Here is a 19575-nt window from a genome sequence, read left to right on the forward strand (position 1 = left end):
TTCATGTTTGGAGACAAATGCCCATATGTTAGTGTCAGACGGAGATATGTGAAGTGCTACAGCGGCTTTTTACATACCAAAAATCCCTTATCAAGGTGTGGTGAGTTACAAATGGAACATGCTGAACCGTTAACAGATGCGGATCCAAAGCCAAAACAGAGGCAGGAAGAGGATATAAAACAGGCAACAATGGACCTGTCTGTGTCCACAGATCTTGCCGTTCAATATGTGATTTTCCCGCGAAAAGGAGGCTGGTTATCCTTCCCCTACCCGGACATCGTTGCTTTATTTGCAGCTCAAGAAGGCACGATCTTATATGTCAGTAGCCGTACGGCTGAGGAAGAGGGATTACCAAAGTCCATTCAGGTGATCTCTCTTTCGGAGGCGGAGAACCGATTACAGGAACCACATACAGTTGCAATCGTCACACACCCATACTGGCTTATAGCTGTAGCTTCACTACAACCTGAATTATGTATTGCACTACTGCCTGAACCCGTAGGAGATGAAGCCGCATCTCCACTCTGGGAGAGCAATATCTCCAGACTTGTCGGCATTGCCGATCTAGTGGCCACATCCTCGGAAACCCGGTATATGAAGCTGCTCTTTCAAGGTACCCGTGCCATCTGGCTAGGGGGAGAAGACACTTCACCAGCCGGTTACATCCATTATGACGGTACACGTATTCCACTGCGCGATTATGAGATATTTTTTATGCATGCACTTCAGCAGGTACTGACTGGTAAACCAGACCGCGTTACCACGCTTCAATGTCGTTTGCGAGCTGACTACTACAGACAGCTCCGAGCCAAAACAGGTGCTCATGAAACCATCTCGTTTCTTCTGTCCGCATATGAGTATTTACTGGAAGATTCACGTGCCGCCGCCTCACTCAAGGAAGCATTCACTCATGCTGTCATCAACGGAAGGCAGGATTGTGTGGTGTCTCATTACCGGTTCCTCTCCGCCATCTATGCGAGATCAGGTCAGATTGAAGAAGCTCTACAGGTGTTTGGCATCAGTGCAAATAACGAGCAGGAACGTCATCATTATGAGCAATTGTGCCGCTGGCTTGAAGCCGGAGAGGAACAGTTGGTTCGAGCGGAACTGCTGCGCATCAATGATGATTACGGCAGTGCTCTGCGCGTTCTGGATGAGCTTGGCGGGGAAACGGCAAGGCATTGGAAGTTCCGTATCTATCAGGAAACAGAGTGTGTGGAGGATGCGCTCGCGCTCGTTCATGCCAGTGATATTCAGGATGCGACCAGCCTTCTGCAATATCGACAACTATCCGGGACGGCACTGGCTCTTCGAGGGGAACGTCACGGTGCGGTAAGGCTGTTTCTGGAGACAGCTGTGGAGGATGAAGAGGCCTTAGCTCGGATTATGGAACTGGAGCTGCTCGATCAAGCCGTACAACAGTTGCTTGGGGAGGTGCCTTAATGATAGACCCGAAGAAGCGCAGAACCCCTGGAAGTAGGCCCGTTATGCATGATTCGCTTCAATCGTCTTCGAGTTCCGAAGCCCAAAGCCAAAACTTCTCAAGTCAAGTTCATCGCATCATTAACTCACGGATCGAAGAGGAAACGAATTCTTCCGCGAGCCGTGATGTAGAGGTAGACGCGTACGAACAAAACTCTCCCGTACGTCGGGTGCGCAAAAATAAAAACAACAAGCTGACTGCCATGCTTCAGGTACGTAATGAGCAAGGACGGTATCTGGAAGAAGTGTTGCAAAATCTGAGTGAATTCGTGGATGAAATCGTCATTGTGGATGATGCCAGTACAGATGGAACACCGGAAATATGCAGAGCTTTCCCAAAAGTAGTTCGTCTTGATGTGTTAGAGAAGCCACTGTTTGCCGAAGAATGGCGCCTTCGCAACACGTTATGGCAAGCTGCCGTCAGTACAGATCCAGACTGGCTTCTCTCGGTAGATGCCGATGAACTATACAGTGCTGAAACCAAAAAGGCAATGCGCAAACTCATTGATCAGGACTACGCAGACTGGTTTGCCTTCCGATTCTACGATATGTGGGGTTGCCGAACACATTATCGGGAAGATGAGCTGTGGTCCATGCACAAACGTCACACTGCCTCCCTTGTCCGTTATATGCCGGGCTATCCTTACTTTTACCCGCAACAGAATCACCATGTTCCTCGTCTTCCCGCGTCCTGCACCGTGTTACCAGGGGTATGCACTGAACTGAAAGTTCAGCATCTCGGCTGGGCTGGAAGTTTGGAGGATCGGGTACGCAAATATTTACGTTACAAACGTATTGATCCGCATGGGGAATGGGGCAACCCAGCGCAGTATGAGTCCATTCTGGACCCTGAACCGCGCCTGCTCCCTTGGAAGGAGGAGTCGTAATATGGGTGTGGTCAGCATACTGACCCATAGTTTCACCGATGGTTACAACCGGGAGTTTGGCCGGGTATTTGGCGGCGGGCTGGAACGTTATATTCTCGATCTATGCAGTGTCATCCGCGGACTCGGACATATTCCCGAGGTACACCAGCTGTCCTATTTCGAAGCATTCCAGACCCGAACCGAACAGATCGACGTCTATGGTTACGATTACGACATGGAAAATGTACCGGAAGCTTTTGACCGGATGGCCGCAGCCGCTCGCGGTCCAATCATCTATGCCAGTTGCCTGTGGCAACCCATCACCTATAAACCTGGCAGTCTCGGAATATGCCATGGCATTAATTGGGATCGCCCCCGTCTGCCGCTTGAGACGAAACGCCAGGTTGCCGATCACATTCAGCTCTCGCTGGACGGACTGGTTCGCATCGTTTCGGTAGACTCTCATTTCCAGACTTTCTGCAGGGCAGCTTGTATGTATACCGATTCAGAACAAATTGTGCTGATTCCCAACGCAGTGGACACCTCTTATTTCATCCCGGCTCCGCCAAGCAGGATGCTCACACCGCAGCATGAAGAGGAATGGATGACGGCATGGAAAAGAGACACCGCACTTCAGGCTGAACATGAAGACACCCTTGTTCAGGAATACAAAGAGGATGCAGCAGATCATCATACAGCAGGCCTTAATGATTCAGAGTTATATCGCAGTTCAGGAGAAAAAGCCAGAACGAAGAATTTTAAGCGAGAGCAAAGTGAAGACTCCGGCGCTGATGCTGTTTCTTTCGAAAACGGGTTTGCGGAAATCACTCCTCATCAAGGTCAGGGTCATACGAACAACGCTGTGGATGTACCAGTCCCACGTCCAATCCGCATTCTATATCCACGCCGCATCAGTAGCGAGCGCGGTATTATTCCTATGATGCTGGCGGCAGATAAGCTGCTCGGGGCTTTTCCAGATGTGGAGGTTGAATTTGCCGGAGAACTGGTCGAAGGCAGTACGGTGGGCAGAGCCTTTCGCTATTGGCAGCGTACACATCCGCATACAGCCCGCATCTACCAACATACGTACGATTTCAAAGATATTCGTGACGCTTACCATCAGGCAGATATCGTTGTCATTCCTACCCTATTCTCGGAGGGAACCTCCTACGCATGCCTGGAAGCGATGAGCTGCGGTCTTCCGGTGATCGCTTCCAATGTCGGCGGACTCAATGATCTCATTCAGGATGGGTTCAACGGATTGCTCGTACCTCCGGGTGAGCAGGCACTGACTGCCGCGCTCATCAGGCTCGTTCAAGATCGCTCCGAGCGGGAGCGGCTGGGGATCTATGCGCGCGAAACGGCGCTGTCTTATGATCTGTCCATATGGCGCAGCCGGTGGAGCAGGGTACTGGAATCTTTTTTAGCTGAAACAGGATTGAAGGAGGCGATTCAAACATGATGGACACACCCGACACCACGGCAATGATGGAATCAAGGTACATCCGGCAAAGCGATCCGAAGACAGACACGCTCGTTTTTCCGCTTCATCCCGCATGGTGGAGCCGTCCTTATGAGTATGAATGGGCAAGGCAATTCGCGCGTTCAAGCGACGTAGTGCTGGATGCAGCCTGCGGTATTTCGCACCCGTTCAAGTTTTGGCTCACGGAACATTGCCGCGAAGTTCACGCATGTGATTGGGATGAACGCATCTTGTCGGAAGAGGCGATTCGTCTAGATATTGCGGCTGATTTTGGCGAACAGGCGGCTCTCCATCTGCCCGAACATTACCTCACCCGGCTTCACCGCGCTCAGGCCAATCTGGCTCAGCTTCCATATCGTCCCGAGCAGTTTGACCGCGTATTCTGCATCTCTGTTCTGGAGCATCTGGACACGGGCACGATGTTGCGGGCTTTTCGCGAATTCGCTCGGGTGTTGAAACCACGCGGACAGTTAATCGCCACTTTTGATGTGCCCGAGATGCGACCGGATTTGCTGGAAACGATCATGGCTGTCACAGGGCTGATGATTGAAGATAAGTTAACTGTGGAAGAGCCTACGGACGCCATCTCCTCGGAGATGTACGGCGCGCCCATCCGCTGTTTCAGGGCTGTCATATGCAAGACGGGAAAGGGATAGTGTCGTTAGTGAGGCACAACATTTTAATACACCTATCTTTACACACGTTATACAGTACTTCATCCGATCTATATAATTTGAACTAAAGATTTTACATAGTCCACTCCGATGACAGAAGAACCTGGGGATAAGCATATGCTTCCGATGTAGCTTTCTTACAGAAAGCTTTTAGGCGAGCGCTTCGCTTTTCCAGGTTTTTTCTGTCCTCTCGTTATTGTGTAAAAGAATAGTTCAACTTATATAGCATCTAAATAAGCACTCTCATAGAGGCTTTTGATAAGAAAACGATCGGGTATCCAAACGTAATATGAGGAAACGGTAGTGTTACGGATTGCATAACGAATTGCATAGTTATATGTTTATCCGTCTGAACCAGCAGGCCAAACTTGTGGTAAATGCAGTGTGTGCCGGGATGCCCCCGGCTTTTTTGTTGTGCTGTGAAGTCGGGCATCCCGGGGACATCCGGCGCTATGGGTACGCCGGATTACAGGTATACCAGCAGCATGTTGCACTGCTGCTGGAAGGTTGGGGCATGGGCTGCGCCAGAGGCCGTCAGGCGCAGCAGGGTCTGTAGGCCCGGCGGCGGGGTCTTCGCCGGGCGGCCTTGGGCGGCAGCAGGCCGTGCCGTGATCCGGGCCGCGCAATCGGCCCAATCACGCGCCAGGCTCTGCCGCCTGGCGAGCAGCGCGAGCGTGCCCGCCAGGAGCGCATGCGCTGCGAGCGCCGGGGCGGGCACTTCGTCCGCGCAGGGCTGCTGCGCGCCGCTAGGCATGCCGCATAGCGCAAGCAGCCCTGCGCGGACGCAAGCGGGCGCGCACAGCAGCCCGCAGCGGGCCGCAGGCGGGAGCGCTGCAAGCAGCGCCAGCGAGGCGGCTGGCGGCAGGGCCTGCAGCAGGTGCAGCCATGCGGGCCAGGCGCCCACGGCGGCGAGCGCCTGTGCGGGTAGCGCCATGCTGCTCGCGTAAGCGCCGCACGTTGCTGCGCCCTCGCCTTGCAGCAGCGCCTCGGCCGCACGCGCCACCTCCGGCACGGCTACACGCTGGCGCGTTGCCGCCGCACGCCCGGGCACGCCGCGCTCACGCTGCTTGTGGCCCAGCGCCCACAGTGCCAGCGCAGCCTCGGGCCCATGCTGCGCATGCGTTGCCCACAGCCGCAGTGCCGCCCTCGCGGCTGCATCCTCGCCGATCTGGGCCAGCGCCAGCCCCTCGGCAAGTGGCTGCTCGCGCTGCACCGGGCCCAGCGTCCATGCATGGCGCAACAGCCATTCCGGCCGATGCGCCGCCAGCGCAACAGAGACCAGTGCTTGCCACGACGCTAGCGGCAAGCTCCCCCACTCGGCTACGCCAGCAATGGCCTGCGGCCGTCCCGTGGCTGCCCCAAGGAGCAACATTCGCTGCCATGCTACCCCGTTGCCGGGCTGTATGCACAGCGCTTCCGTATAGGACGCTTCCGCTTCTGCCCAGCGGCCATCCTGTTCATGTGCCATGCCTTCCAACGTTAGGCTACGGTAGCTTCCGGCACCGGACACCGAGGTATATCTCCCTGCTGTCGATGCGGCGGATTTCGCCTGCTTTAACCATTCTAATGCACGATCTGCACGGTTCTGATCCAGTTCCAACACAGCGGCAAGTTCAAGCAGGTCCGGGAAATCATCATATACCGTTACCCAGTTCTCCACCACAGAGAGCGCCAGCTCAATCTGCCCCAACTCTCTCCACGTATATGCTGTTTTTAGTACCACATCCGAATGATATCCACACGTCGGATCAAGCTTTGCCAGCAGCGGCAGCAGTAATCGAATTGCTTCATCATACTTCGCTTGCTGAAACCACTCTGCAGCCAGCGCATAGAGCAGTTCCTGCTGATCTGGTGTCTGTTGAAGAGCCAGCCGAATCAATCTCATGTTACGCACATCTTTTCGTTTAGTAGCAATCACTTTATCTAAATAACCGTAATGAACAACCTCGATGTCCGAATGACGAATCCCTTGCGGCATCAACGCAAGAATAGAAGAAGCGACTTCCTCATGGATTCTCCCATGAAAAGCAATTCGGGGGTCATTTCGAAATAAACGGCACACCTCGTCCGTTACACGTTCTTCGCCTGAGTTACCCAGCAGACTCGTCACCTTAACCCAATACCCCCAGCTCTCTTCACTCCCCGCTTCGAGCCATTCCATTAGCTCTGACTTTGTCCATAACGTATGCATCCACATTTCATCGGCATCCAGCACCAGAATCCATGTAAAACTTGCGGCAGCAAGTGAAAGATTACGCGCCTGGCTAAAGTCTCCGTTCCACTCTGCACTAATGATGGTTGCATCATATCGCTGAGCAATAGCTACGGAATCATCCGCTGAACCTGTATCCACGATAATGATCTCGTCTATGATTTCACGTACTGAAGCCAGACAACGTTCCAGAAACTCGCTTTCATCCCTCACGATCATACATAAGCTAATACCTTCCTTCACCCGTACCCTGCCCTCCTTCCGTCAAAACTCTCCCTGAATATCCTTCGCCTTCCATGTATTGTCCGCCGCTCTTCCGACTTAGCCCTCGAATCCGTCTGCTCCAGGCAACTCCAGCCGAATATGCTGAATGACAGGCCAGTGTGCAAGACGCTGCCTTTTCCCAGGCTCCACCTGTTCCTTATCAGATGTCAGTTGCGCCAGATGGTGATCTGCTGCACGAATTAGTCCTTTAACTAGCCAGCTCGTTCCGCTAAGCGTATCCGAAGCTCCTGTAAACGGTTCTCGAATCAACTTTTCGGCATCGATTATCTCCCGTTCAACTTGTTCTCCCTGACTTCTCTCCTTCGCCAGTCTTTTTTCAGTTGCATCATGCACCTCATCCAGCAGTTGCCTCCCCCGTTGAATCAATCCATGCAGCGCCTGCCATCTTCCAGACTGAACACAGCCTTCCAGCATCAGCCCGAGAGCTTGCCATCCGTCGTACAACTCTGCATGGTCTGCGTCCGCCACACCCTCAAGTGTAGCTGCATTCTCCAAGTTCGATCTGTTCCCCATCTCTACTGCGAGCTTTCCCCATCCTGTAGACCCTGACTCTTCCTCAGATGCACTCTCCCTGCCCTCGCCTACCTGTGAGCCGTTCATCAGCCAACGGGTGAAGGCATCCTGGAATTTCATTTCCTGCCCCTCTTTCCCACTCAGCCATTGCAAACGTTCAAGCCAACGGGCAGCCATAGGTGCAAATGAGCCCTTTTTCCGCTTCACCGTTTCGAGTTTCAAACGCGCGCTACTCCAGTCCCCTCGCTGTACATGCAGAACAGCCTCAGCTATAGAACGTTTCTCCCGTTGCTCGCCGGAAGAAGCAGACGGTAACTCCCCGAGCAGTTCAAGCGCCGCATCGTAACAATGGCACTGTTCCAGAATACCTAGTACTTTAGATAAAGCTTCCTCCGAGCTCATGGCAAAACGCGACTCCATCACCGCTGGAATCTGCCCCTCCTGCCCGGATACCCGCATGATTCGAAATAGGCGATACAGTGGCGGTACCAAGCTGGATTTTGCCCGCACCGTTTCCACATAAGCATCGACCGCTCCCTCAAGATCGGCCTTTCCTTCCAGCAAGCGGCCCAGCGTGTACCATGTCTGGTATGTGCCCATGCCTTCCTCTGTGTGAAAAATCGCTGGCGGTGGCCCTTGCTGAACGGCTTTACGAAGCCACATCTCAGCAGCATCCGTATCCCCCACAGCATCCGCACATATCGCCCGATGATGCATCAGGTCTGTGTATTCTGGAAAAAGTTCCAGCGCCGCGTCCACACATTCCAATGCCTCCTGCCAGCGCTCTAAATGCTCCAGACAGCGGACTTCGTATTTCAGCAGCAGATGAGCATAACTGGTCACTGCAGGATCAATCATCTTTCGAGCTTTAACAAACGATTCGAGTGCCTTCTCCGCTTCACCCACACGCAAATACTCCACGCCCAAGTTATAGTGATGGAACGGTTGATCTGGCTCTTCTTCCACCGCCTGTTGTAGCAAACGCACGTTGCGATTCACCTTGTCCTTGCGTTCCACAACCACTGTCTGATACCCGTAATGGTGAATCACCATGTCTGTGATATGAAACGCGGCCTCCGGATTTCGCTCACAGATCGCCGCCGCAATCTGCTCATGGATGCGACCTTTGAACCGATGCTCAGGATGACTGCGAAACAAACGTAGCACCGGATTGACCGTTGCGCCCTGTTGGCCCGAACCCGTATAGTTATGAATGTTTAGAAACAATCCGTCGCATCCGCTGACTTCCGTCCAGCTCCTGATCTGCTCCCGAGCTGTCGCTTCCAGCGCCTCGTCCGCATCAAGAAAGAGAATCCAGTCGCCGGAAGCCTGCTCCAGGCCAGCATTTCGCGCGGCGGCAAAATCATCGCACCACGCAAACTCAACCACCGACGCGCCATACTCCCGCGCAATGGCCACACTGCGATCAGATGATCCAGTATCTACTACAATGATCTCATCCACCACATCCCGCACACTTTCAAGGCAACGTGGCAACATCTCTTCCTCATCCTTGACGATCATGCACAGAGAGATCCGCTCGGCCTGACTCCGCTGTCTCTGATGCTGATGTGCCTGCATGATGATTCCTCCTTTCTTTTGCATGATATACTGTCCGCCAAGGTATCCCCTCCGCTGTTCGCAACTGTTGTTCCAAAGCCAGTTGCTGATCCGCAAGCACTCTAACCTCGGAAGAACGATTCCGTTCCTGACGAATTAAACCAAGGGCCATCTGCAAGTAACAGATAGCCGCTCCAGCACGGGCTTTACTGAAATCCGGTTTTTGCTCCAGTGCCTGTTCCAAGAGCGACAGTGCTTGATCCAAATGTCCTTTGGAGTACAGCGTTTCGCCCAGACAGAACAGCCCTTCCGCATCCAGTTCTCCTTCCGTCATACACTGAATCAGCATCTCGGCGGCAATCATCGTGTATCCATGCTGGTGCAACAGACCCGCATAATTCCGCCGAATTTCTGTTTCTGTCCTCTCAGGATCTGACATGATACGAACCAGTCGCTCATGCAACTGCTGTGCGATGACCAAATGCCCGCTCTGAATCGCACGAGCCACTAACTGCCTTGCGATCATTTGCACAGGTTCACTCCATTGCAGAAGCTGCCCATCCGATACAGCAGGTACAGGAGCGGTAGAAGAACTAGCTGATAGAGCTGCAGGCTTATACTCAAACAGTAATCGGTCCGCTACCTTCCACATTCCCCTCTCTAGAGGAGATACTTTAGCGAAGAAAGATGCAGGCAAACGCCTGCCACTCGCCCAACACGCTAGCGCCCAATCACTTCGCTCATCCGATTGAAGGTTCATATCAGCAGCATCCTCCACTCCTGACGTAATGACAGACGAGAAAGAGGTCCGTTTATGATCCTCTCTATCCGCTTCTCCCCAGCTACTCTGAGCGAGATTCCATGCATCGGTAACTTGGTCTGCACACAACATCCAGTGAAGTTGATCACCTACTTGAATATGAATATGGGATGCCTCACCACCCAGAAGAAGTAGTGCTTGTTTATACGCTCCACAATTAGCGAGGGCATAGAGCATATGCATCAGCACAATCTCCGTTTCCTTTCCCAAATAGGGATGTGGCCGGTTCATTTGATCTGCATGATCTGTCGTTACATGGATCTGATGTAATCGATGAGCTAGATGAAGCAACCGATCTGCAATGGATTCGTCCGAAACTCCCTGTTGTTGCAGTGCATCCGCCAGCCCCATCCAAGCCGGTCTGTAGGTAGATAGATGCTCCAGGGCAAGCTCATATAGCCGAACCGCTTCCTGCCCGAATCCCCGTTGCTGTGCCAGCCGAGCCATCGATGTATATGCCCGGTAACTGCAAGAGCCTGCTTCTGTCACGTAAAAAGCTTTGACCACGGCTTCACCGCCGCCAGACCTTCCGTGATCATTTGGACTGGAGGCACAGTTGCACGCCCGTGCATAGGCACGATAAGCCCGTTCCTGCAAGCCTTGTCGCTCCAACACTTCACCGTATATCAAATGCAGATCAGCGTATGCAGGGTAACGTTGAGTTTCTTCGGAAAGCAACAGATGTGCTTCTTCGTAACGCTCCAGTTCTACCAGCACTTTGGCCAAATCTCTCACAAGGGTGGAGCGGTAGGGAGCTTGCCATTTGGCCCGTTTCAGTGACTCACGAAATGCCTCCACCGCCTGTTCCAAATCACCCAACTGGCAGCGTGTTACGCCCAGATTATACAGGTGAAAAGGATCTGCAGGATGATCGGCAAGCTCCCGCTCGATCAGGCGCAAATTACGCTTGCTCTTATCCCCTTTGGCGATTACGGTAGCAAGATAACCATCATGCCCCAGACGCAAAGGAGCAAGCGGCTCTTCTTCGACTTCTACATCTATTTCTACTTCAACAGCTGCTGAATGATCTACTGTACTTATTTCCAGTGAATCTAAGTGTATATCGCTCTTACTTATGGACTTATTTGGTGTAATGGCATCGCTCTGATGGTCCGTATTTTGGCGAAACAACTGCTCATGAATGCGCCCTGTGTACTGGTAACCGTGCTGAGCACGGAACAACCGTACCGGATGGGACAGGATCTTGTCCTCTATCCCTTCGCCGTATTGATTTTCGATCGTGATGCGTAATCGGGTGATGCTCTTATGGACGTTTGGCAAAACATTCATCAATTGATCCAAACCTTCGATGACATACTCATCGGCATCCAGACAGAGAATCCATTCGGTCGTTGCCAGGGGCAGGCTAATATTTCGGGCTTTAGCAAAATCATCTTCCCAACTGGCGTGTAGCACTGTCGCACCATATGTTCTGGCCATATCAGGTGTCTGATCGAACGAACCTGTATCCGTAATGAACCATTCCGAACCCGCTTGCTTCAAGCTGTCCAGACAGCGGGGCAGGTGATGCTCTTCATTTTGCACAATCATATGAATACCGAGTAACCGGTTCTGCATCCGCAGTGACCTCCAATACAAAAAATACATGAAGCCCACTAAAGTGAACTCCATGTACCTATATGACAGCAGAGCAGGTTATGTGCCTTGTCCATTGAAGAACACGTCAATCGTGCTTGGTGCACCGAGCAAGCTTGAGCGATAAGAAAGACGTGTGTATTTCAGGAAACGTTGCGGTACCAGAACATCTACAGAACCGGATAGAATCCCTGTTACCGTAGTCACATCGGTGTACCAGTTGGTTCCGTTCGCACTGATCTCCACTTGGGCATCCACCCTGTTCACACCTGGTCCCCTGTTATACACGAAAAAGGAGTATGTGCCGAATACACTCGTGGTCACAGCAGGTAGCGGTGTGAATGTGTTAGCAGTCGGTGTGCCGACAAGTTGGTTCTCCTGAAAACTTTTTTGCGAGATGGAGGTTACGCTGCTAAGTGTACCAGCTGTAATCGTTGCGCCAAGCACGCTGGTAATGGTCCCGTTCAACAAGTTGGTTAACGTTCCGGCTGTGATCGTGGCACCGAGAACACTTGTGAGGGTACCATTCAGCAAGTTCGTCAATGTGCCAGCCGTCACAGTGGCACCGAGCACGCTGGTTATCGTTCCGTTTAACAGGTTCGTCAGCGTTCCGGCCGTCAAGGTAGCACCAAGCACACCGGTAATCGTTCCGGCCGTGATGGTTGCTCCAAGCACACTCGTAATTGTACCTGCTGTAATCGTCGCACCGAGTACATTCGTAATCGTTCCGTTCAACAAGTTCGTTAACGTACCTGCGGTAATGGTCGCGCCCAGTACACTGGTGAGCGTACCATTTAACAGGTTCGTTAAGGTACCTGCCGTCAACGTTGCTCCGAGCACACTGGTTATCGTTCCGGCGGTAATCGTAGCACCTAATACACTCGTGATGGTTCCCGCCGTGATCGTTGCTCCAAGCACATTGGTTATCGTACCGTTTAGCAAGTTCGTCAGGGTCCCCGCCGTCACCGTCGCTCCTAATACACTCGTGATTGTCCCAGCTGTAATCGTCGCGCCGAGCACGTTCGTGATCGTACCATTCAGCAAGTTGGTCAGCGTTCCAGCCGTGATGGTGGCACCGAGTACGCTGTTAATTGTTCCTGCGGTGATCGTTGCTCCAAGCACACTGGTAATTGTACCGTTCAACAGATTAGTTAATGTTCCGGCAGTGATTGTTGCACCGAGGACACTCGTGATGGTACCGTTTAGCAAGTTCGTCAGGGTCCCTGCAGTCACCGTTGCTCCGAGCACACTGGTGATTGTTCCGGCTGTAATCGTCGCGCCGAGTACGTTCGTGATGGTACCGTTCAGAATGTTGGTGATTGTACCCGCGTTAATGGTAACCGTGGTCAGACCTGAAATGTTGCTGATCGTCCCGTCTAGAATGATACCTACCACATTCCCGCTTGTATCCGTTCTGACGGGCTGAGCCGTACCTGTACTATCCTGACCAAAAATCAGTGTTCTCAAGTTATCCGGATTCGTATTAAACGTTGTAAAGTTAGGCATAAGCCTCGTCCTCCTCCCTGGACAATCTGGGTAATTAAACTACCTTACGAGCATACGCTGTGCCTGAAAATATACATCAAGCCGAGTAGGCTGAGCCGGATCTACAGGCAGGAGCACAAGCCGGGTATAGTGTAGAAATCGCAAGGGAACCAGCGCCTTCGTCTGCCCCCCCTCAATGACTTCCTGACTATCCACTGCATAATCTACGGCATTCGGACTGACCTGAACTTGAACGATCGCTGGATGTTTTCCGCGATTCACCACGCCATAACTGTACATGCTCAAAGATGAGGTATCCTGCGGCGGGAGGGCATGTTCACCTTGACCTGTCTCTGCTCCAGTGTAGGTATGCTCTGTAAAACAGTGAGTAGCACCAGGGAGTTTCGTGCGTGAGAAAGCACCCTGTTTGAACCTAGGACGGGTAATCCGGGAACAAGGGGGCTTCAGCAGTTTGGCGCGGCGAGAACAACGGGATGGGGGACGGCTGACATATTTAGTTTTTGGTTTCATTGTCTGCTTGGCTGAGGGTTTCGTTCTCTTCCTGCTTCGCTTGGCTGTTCGACTCATCTCGATTTCCCCTTAAAAAATGTGCTTACGCATCGTATGCCCGGAAGGAAAATACGGGCACGGCATCCGCCGTTATTTGGGAATTCGGATATAATCCCCAAACGCTTTCTCTTGCTTCTACATATCATGCTAGTAATGAGGACAGGCGAGATAACGCAGGCTATAGGCTTTCTTCCATCTATTCCATGGTTCAGAGGAGGTCAAGCGGGATGACCAATACGAATGTGTTCAACCAGTCCAATGGCCCTTTATTTACACAGCTGACCAACACATTTGCGGCCCCGGGAATCGGAGCAACTCCGGATACCGGGGCCGCAGCTGCAGGTAGTTTTTTTGCCCTGACCACAAACAATGTCTCTATTCCTTCGAGCCAGAATCTCCTTCTACAAATTCTAAATGCCGCCGGAAGCGGCAGAACGATACGCATTGCGAGCTTATCAGGAGGCACAACAGCAGCAGCCACACTTGTGGTCTATTCCGGCGGAACCGTCACTGTCGGCAGCACCCCCGTACCCGTCAATACATTGCTAGGCAATGCCAACACCAGTATCGTAACGACAAGACAGAATACAGGGACACTTGGAGGTACCTTCACCAGCCTGCTCAGCATTCCGCTCACCGCAGGTCTGTATGCTCTCGATTTGAATGGATCTATTGTTGTGCCTCCGGGTCAATCGTTATCCATAAGCTTGGGAACAGGAAGCCAGGTGGGATCTATCAATCTATTTTGGTGGGAATTCTAACCTGTATTTTGAGTAAAGGTGGAGCGAATCATGCCGAACAATAATGTATTTAATCCCTTGAACCAACCCGTTTACACCTCCAATACCAACACATATATCTCACCTGGCATTGTTGCCCCACCTGAAAATAATGCGGGCAGCACAGGTAACCTGTACAATGCAGGTTCCACTAACTCCACCACACTCGGTTTGCTTGGAGGGAGCGTAACGGCCACTTTGCAACTCGCCAATCCAACTGGAAGCGGCAAAACATTGTATGTTTCCCGTTTGTCTGGTGGAATTACTGTTGCGCTCAATCTGCTGTCTTCGTTCAGCGGCACGTTGACCCTAACCGCAAACGGTACACTCTCATCGCCAAGTACACTTACAGCCGTAAACAGTAATCTGTCCAGCAGTAACACAAGTGTTGCTCTTGTTCGATTTTCTACAGCAGCCCCATCCGGTGCTACCGCTATAATGTCCATGCCTCTGCAAGTTGGTCCATTTCAATCCAACGAGTTCGGTAAATACGTGATCCCTCCTGGTCAGGCCATAAACCTGTCCGTAACCGGATCACTCACTGTTGCCGGCTTGTTAGCCTCCACAACGTATTTCACTTGGTGGGAAGTGTGATAATCTATAGCCGTGCCTCTGTGCAGGCCAAAGAACAGAAATAGCCACATTCGGATGAGTGCCGAATGCGGCTATTTCGTATGTTAGGATATGGAACGATCCAAACAAGCAATTTAGGAGACGCCTTGCTGTGCAGATCCCACCTTTTCACTCAAAGTGGATCTTCTGTTAAGCGACCACAACATACGCTGGAACAGGATGCCTGTCAGACCAATGGCAAGCGTAGCCAGACCGATCATTTGAAAAGTCGGACTTGGTCCCGCCGAGCGGATAATCGCACCGCCTGCCAGTGGGGCAGCGACCAGCACAACGCTGTATAACGAGTTTTGAATGCCGAATACACGTCCTACATAGTCAGGAGAGGTCTCTTTTTGCAGCAAATAATTCATCGTGACCATAAACAGTCCATTCCCCAGACCTGTACACAGGCCCAACATAATAATCCATGTCGTCGACGTATCCGGACCAACCCAGCCGAGTCCCGCAATTCCGGCCCCAATGAGAAAGTAGCCGCCGCCAAGCCCCCACCCGTACCCTAATCTCGGCAATCGGTTTAACAGCAAAATGATAAACACTGCTCCCGCACCTACGGATGAACCGAGCCAGCCGAGCATAGATTCATTACCTGGCTTGATTTCCCGAAACAGAGTCGTAAATTGATATTCGACCATTAGAATAGACATGAGGCCAAGACAGCCAAACACGATGGTATTCCTGACTGTGTGGGTGTGGCGTAAATACTTCCAGCCCTGTTGCCACTGCTTGAAGAAAGTCTCGGGTTCCTTCTGATTCTCTTCGTTATGCTCATCGGTTACTACAGCTTCTTTCTTCTCTACCAAACGTCGCAAAGGCCATAATACAGCGCCAGATAACAGCCGAGCACTCGCATTGATCAGAATGCAGATTTGTGGAGAGAAAAAGGCCAATACAACTGCACCCAGAAGGGGGCCTGCTATCTTGGCACACTGATTCACAAACCCGTTCAGTGACGAGGCTTGAAACAGCTGCTCCTCTGCCACGATCTGTCGTGTCAATGCCTGCTGGGCAGGAACGTGAAACACACTCATCATCGCACGCAGAGCCAGAAGTGGCAGCAGCCATGCTGGGCTTGGTGCGAATAAAATGCCCACCGTTAGCGCAATGGTAATGCCATCACAGAGAATCATAATTCTCACTTTATGCAGCCGATCAGCGAGAGCACCAGCTACCGACCCAAATAAGATACCCGGTACAGCCATACAGACAGGGATCAGCGCGATAATCAACGGATCGGCTCCCCATCGGTAAGCCACCATGATTTGAATCGCGAGCGCATCGAACCAATCGCCAAAGGTAGCGAGTGCGTAAGCCATAAACAGACGCACAAACTTAAGATTAGTCCAGAGGCTTTTTGAGCTTTTGGTAGCAGATTCACCAGATGAATTATCTGGTGTAGATGAAGGAAATACGTCGTTTCTTGCTGAGTTCACTGGACGAGATGGATTCTCTACATTCGATAAGTGGGGTTCTTCCGTCCTTGATGATTGTTGCTTCATACTTGATTTTCCTCCCTTGATTACAACCAACTTGTAAGATGGATTGCTCCTTGGCTGTAATCATAGAGGCGTTATGTCAGAGGAAGATCAGAGGATGCGGAATCCGTTGATAAAAAGTTAATAATGGTATTTACGATCTGCTGCCCATATACGGGAACACCATACGACTTACCGATCTCTGTATATATCTGCTGATATTTATTGCGAAGTCTTCCCGGGGTTCGATGGTGATCTATATACAGGAGGATCTGATAGGCTGAATTCAGATATAGCGGAGCATTGAGCGACATTTTTAATACATCCAGGCCGTCATCCATTCGTAGTTCTGCCTCTCGCACCCGTCCCTGTCGAAGTAGCCATAAACCCTCCATCACCTGAAAACGACCAATTTCTCGCAGGTAGGGAGCATCCTTTAATTCAGATCGCAGCACAGCCAGTTGTCTCTCGGCAGCTTCTCCACTCCCACCCCACAGTTCAACCGATAACGCGGCAAGACCTACGGGTAATTTGAAATAAGTCAGCTGTTCTGCTTCCATTACCCGATATGTCTCTTCCAGCAGCCTCTTGGCTTCCTGGTACTGTCCCGTCTCCGCGTAGATATCAATAATATTCAGAATGCGCAGTTCCTGACGATACTCGGCGGGCAACACAGGTGATTGGATCGCTAGCCTGTACAATTCCAAACTATCGGCTGGCTTAATGAGAGCATGCACATAGATCAATAGCCAGTACAAGCGCTCTTCCAAAGGGAAGTCATCTGTGCTCGTCAGCCACTCCAGGTCTCCCTGGATAAAATGCATATACAATTGGTAGTACGGTGAAATCTTCAAGCCAAGTGCTTCCTGCTGGTGAACCAGCATCTGGATTGAATTTCCCTGACCGAACAGATGATATTTGCGAAGCAGTCCATGAATCACTTCCTGCATCTCTGGATCATGAACCGAAGGATTAGAAGGCAACATCGATTTATTCTCCCGTAAAGCAAGCCGATATCCATAACCACGAACCGTATCCAGACTGACTTCATCCCAGCGCTTCAACTTCTTACGGAGACGATAGATGTGATCATCTACGGTGCGCTCCACCGGATATTCTAGCGGCCATACTCGATCCAGCAGTTGACTACGTGTGAAGGCCTTATCTTTGTTTTCGTACAGAAAATGCAAAAGCGCAAACTCCTTCCCCAGCAAGCGAATCGAATCCATTTGCTGAGATACCGTATAGGTTCCCTCATCAAATTGAAGAGACATTCTCGTTCCTCCCTTGTGTGCCCTCATATATGCCATACGCAGATCAGCAATCTACTTTATCTTTTTTCTAATGTATCTATGTATCTCTCAAGTATTTTCCAACTCACACCTCTTCAAGATACCATAAAAAAGCCCCTTGCGATAACGCAAAGGGCCCTGTTTCTCAAGCGATAGTTGTGGATGTGACTTCACATGAATTCAACCTTATCCCAATACCACGCGGTCATCCGCCATTTTTTTGCCGCTGATCCGCTCGAATTCACCGAGCAGTTCCGGCACCGTAAGTGTGCGCTTACGCTCTTCACTGACATCGAGGATGATTCGTCCTTTGTCCATCATAATCAGGCGGTTGCCTAGACGAATGGCCTGTTCCATATTGTGCGTTACCATCAACGTGGTAAGTCTCATCTCGCGGACAAGGGTCTCTGTCAGTTCGGTAATCAGCTCTGCGCGAGATGGGTCAAGCGCAGCTGTGTGTTCATCCAACAGCAGAATCTGCGGCTGAGTGAAGGTTGCCATCAACAAGCTGAGCGCCTGGCGCTCACCGCCCGACAAAAGACCCACCTTCGCATTCGGGCGTTTCTCCAGCCCGATTCCCAGTTTCTCCAGCTGCGCGTTAAAGATTTCACGTCTCGCACGGGTCACACCAAAACCAAGTCCGCGTCCCTTGCCGCGTTTGTACGCCATTGCCATATTCTCTTCAATGGACATATGCGGGGCGGTTCCAGCCATGGGGTCCTGAAAGACACGACCGATCCAACTGCTACGTTTATGCTCCGGCAAGTTTCTGATTGAACGGTCGTTGATGAGCACGTCGCCCATATCTGGTTTCATCACACCTGAGATAATGTTCATCAAGGTTGATTTCCCGGCGCCGTTACTGCCAATAACCGTTACAAAATCACCCGGATTCATAATCAGATTCACACCAACCAGAGCTGTTTTCTCATCCGTTGTGCCCGGGTTGAACAGTTTGGTGACTTGTGTAATCTCTAACATGCTACATGCCCCCCTTTGCCTGTTGGCCGCCAGAACGCATCAGCTCTTCGGTCCGTTTGCGAGCGAGGCTACGCTGTTTCATGGAACGCTGCATCGTCGGGAAAACGAGTGCGATAATCACGATAACGGCAGTGATCAGCTTAAGATCGGACGTTTCGAACCAATCTACCTGCAAGGCAAGTGCAACCACAATACGATAGATAATGGAACCAACGACAGCTGCCAGCGTCGCCCAGAACACCGTTCTGGCACCCAGGATTGCTTCGCCAATAATGACGGAGGCCAGACCAATGACGATCATGCCAATACCCATTGTAATATCGGCGAACCCCGATTGTTGAGCAATAAACGCACCAGACAAAGCCACCAGTCCATTAGACAGACTGACACCAATAATGGTCGTTACATCCGTATTCGCACCAAAGCTGCGAATCATGCGTTTGTTATCCCCTGTAGCGCGAAGCGCGAGTCCGATATCTGTTTTCATGAACAGATCAAGCATGATTTTAAATACCAGCACAACAATAATGATAATGATCATGACATGTTCGCCTGAAAATGGCGTTTCCACGCCCATAATCGATTTATTCGGTGCGCCAAGAATACGCATGTTGATCGAATACAGGGCAATCATCATCAGAATCCCGGACAGTAGTCCGTTAATTTTGCCTTTCGTATGCAGCAGACCCGTTAGGGCTCCAGCGATCATGCCGCCAGCCATAGCTGCCAAGCAGGCCAGCCAAGGGGAGTAATCATTGGAGATCATGACCGCCGCAATAGCGCCTCCTGTAGTAAAACTTCCGTCTACGGTAAGATCGGGGAAATCCAGAATGCGAAACGTTATATACACACCAAGTGCCATCAGTGCATAT

The 19575-nt window shown here is 51.5% G+C and carries 15 protein-coding genes; 6 read left to right on the forward strand and 9 right to left on the reverse strand.

Going from position 1 to position 19575, the window contains the following annotated elements; all coding sequences use genetic code 11:
• The first annotated feature begins 111 nt into the window (after window positions 1-111).
• Genes ACT89M_RS26755 through ACT89M_RS26770 form a run of 4 tightly spaced genes read left to right on the forward strand, consistent with a single transcriptional unit; the run spans window position 112 to window position 4487 of the window.
• Window positions 112-1443 (forward strand): hypothetical protein, encoded by a 1332-nt coding sequence (locus tag ACT89M_RS26755; protein ID WP_308722644.1) that lies wholly within the window; start codon window positions 112-114, stop codon window positions 1441-1443.
• Complete coding sequence (locus ACT89M_RS26760) at window positions 1443-2369, forward strand: glycosyltransferase (protein ID WP_154890139.1); 927 nt, start codon at window positions 1443-1445, stop codon at window positions 2367-2369. Before ACT89M_RS26755 ends, ACT89M_RS26760 begins: the two co-directional genes overlap by 1 nt.
• 1 nt (window position 2370) lies before the next feature.
• Window positions 2371-3810 carry a glycosyltransferase family 4 protein gene (locus tag ACT89M_RS26765; protein ID WP_261769306.1) on the forward strand — a complete coding sequence of 480 codons (1440 nt, stop codon included), beginning with the start codon at window positions 2371-2373 and terminating at the stop codon, window positions 3808-3810.
• Entirely contained in the window at window positions 3807-4487 is a 681-nt protein-coding gene (locus ACT89M_RS26770; RefSeq protein ID WP_090921668.1) for a class I SAM-dependent methyltransferase, read from the forward strand. The genes ACT89M_RS26765 and ACT89M_RS26770 overlap by 4 nt, the downstream gene beginning before the upstream one ends.
• A 484-nt stretch (window positions 4488-4971) precedes the next feature.
• Here the strand turns inward: ACT89M_RS26770 and ACT89M_RS26775 are convergent, their stop codons facing one another.
• The 5 genes from ACT89M_RS26775 to ACT89M_RS26795 form a co-directional block, all read right to left on the reverse strand.
• Complete coding sequence (locus tag ACT89M_RS26775; protein ID WP_487344923.1) at window positions 4972-6960, reverse strand: tetratricopeptide repeat-containing glycosyltransferase; 1989 nt, start codon at window positions 6958-6960, stop codon at window positions 4972-4974.
• 78 nt (window positions 6961-7038) lie between these two features.
• A complete protein-coding gene (locus tag ACT89M_RS26780; RefSeq protein ID WP_341181344.1) occupies window positions 7039-9096 on the reverse strand; it encodes a tetratricopeptide repeat-containing glycosyltransferase family 2 protein in 2058 nt (685 codons plus the stop codon).
• Window positions 9023-11473: a tetratricopeptide repeat protein gene (locus tag ACT89M_RS26785; protein ID WP_487344924.1), complete on the reverse strand. Its 2451-nt coding sequence runs from the start codon at window positions 11471-11473 to the stop codon at window positions 9023-9025. Before ACT89M_RS26785 ends, ACT89M_RS26780 begins: the two co-directional genes overlap by 74 nt.
• Window positions 11474-11551: 78 nt before the next feature.
• The gene (locus ACT89M_RS26790) at window positions 11552-12997 is read right to left on the reverse strand and encodes a DUF6385 domain-containing protein (RefSeq protein WP_253499363.1); all 1446 of its coding nucleotides are present in this window, start codon (window positions 12995-12997) and stop codon (window positions 11552-11554) included.
• A 39-nt stretch (window positions 12998-13036) separates the two neighbouring features.
• Window positions 13037-13507: a DUF6385 domain-containing protein gene (locus ACT89M_RS26795; RefSeq protein WP_487344925.1), complete on the reverse strand. Its 471-nt coding sequence runs from the start codon at window positions 13505-13507 to the stop codon at window positions 13037-13039.
• Window positions 13508-13773: 266 nt separating this feature from the next.
• Here ACT89M_RS26795 and ACT89M_RS26800 point away from each other — a divergent pair, with 266 nt between their 5' ends.
• Complete coding sequence (locus ACT89M_RS26800; RefSeq protein WP_487344926.1) at window positions 13774-14307, forward strand: hypothetical protein; 534 nt, start codon at window positions 13774-13776, stop codon at window positions 14305-14307.
• A 30-nt stretch (window positions 14308-14337) separates the two neighbouring features.
• Window positions 14338-14919, forward strand: a complete 582-nt coding sequence (locus tag ACT89M_RS26805) for a hypothetical protein (RefSeq protein ID WP_487344927.1) — start codon at window positions 14338-14340, stop codon at window positions 14917-14919.
• A 113-nt stretch (window positions 14920-15032) separates the two neighbouring features.
• On the opposite strand, the gene ACT89M_RS26810 is transcribed toward ACT89M_RS26805, so the two are convergent.
• The 4 genes from ACT89M_RS26810 to ACT89M_RS26825 form a co-directional block, all read right to left on the reverse strand.
• The gene (locus ACT89M_RS26810) at window positions 15033-16454 is read right to left on the reverse strand and encodes an MFS transporter (RefSeq protein WP_487344928.1); all 1422 of its coding nucleotides are present in this window, start codon (window positions 16452-16454) and stop codon (window positions 15033-15035) included.
• A 71-nt stretch (window positions 16455-16525) separates the two neighbouring features.
• On the reverse strand, window positions 16526-17704 hold the full coding sequence (locus tag ACT89M_RS26815) for a winged helix-turn-helix domain-containing protein (protein WP_487344929.1): 1179 nt from the start codon (window positions 17702-17704) through the stop codon (window positions 16526-16528).
• 204 nt (window positions 17705-17908) lie between these two features.
• Window positions 17909-18703 (reverse strand): ABC transporter ATP-binding protein, encoded by a 795-nt coding sequence (locus ACT89M_RS26820; RefSeq protein ID WP_090921652.1) that lies wholly within the window; start codon window positions 18701-18703, stop codon window positions 17909-17911.
• Between the two features lies 1 nt (window position 18704).
• Entirely contained in the window at window positions 18705-19565 is an 861-nt protein-coding gene (locus ACT89M_RS26825; RefSeq protein WP_373323238.1) for an ABC transporter permease, read from the reverse strand.
• Window positions 19566-19575 lie beyond the last annotated feature (10 nt).

This window comes from Paenibacillus sp. NN59 (assembly GCF_057597225.1).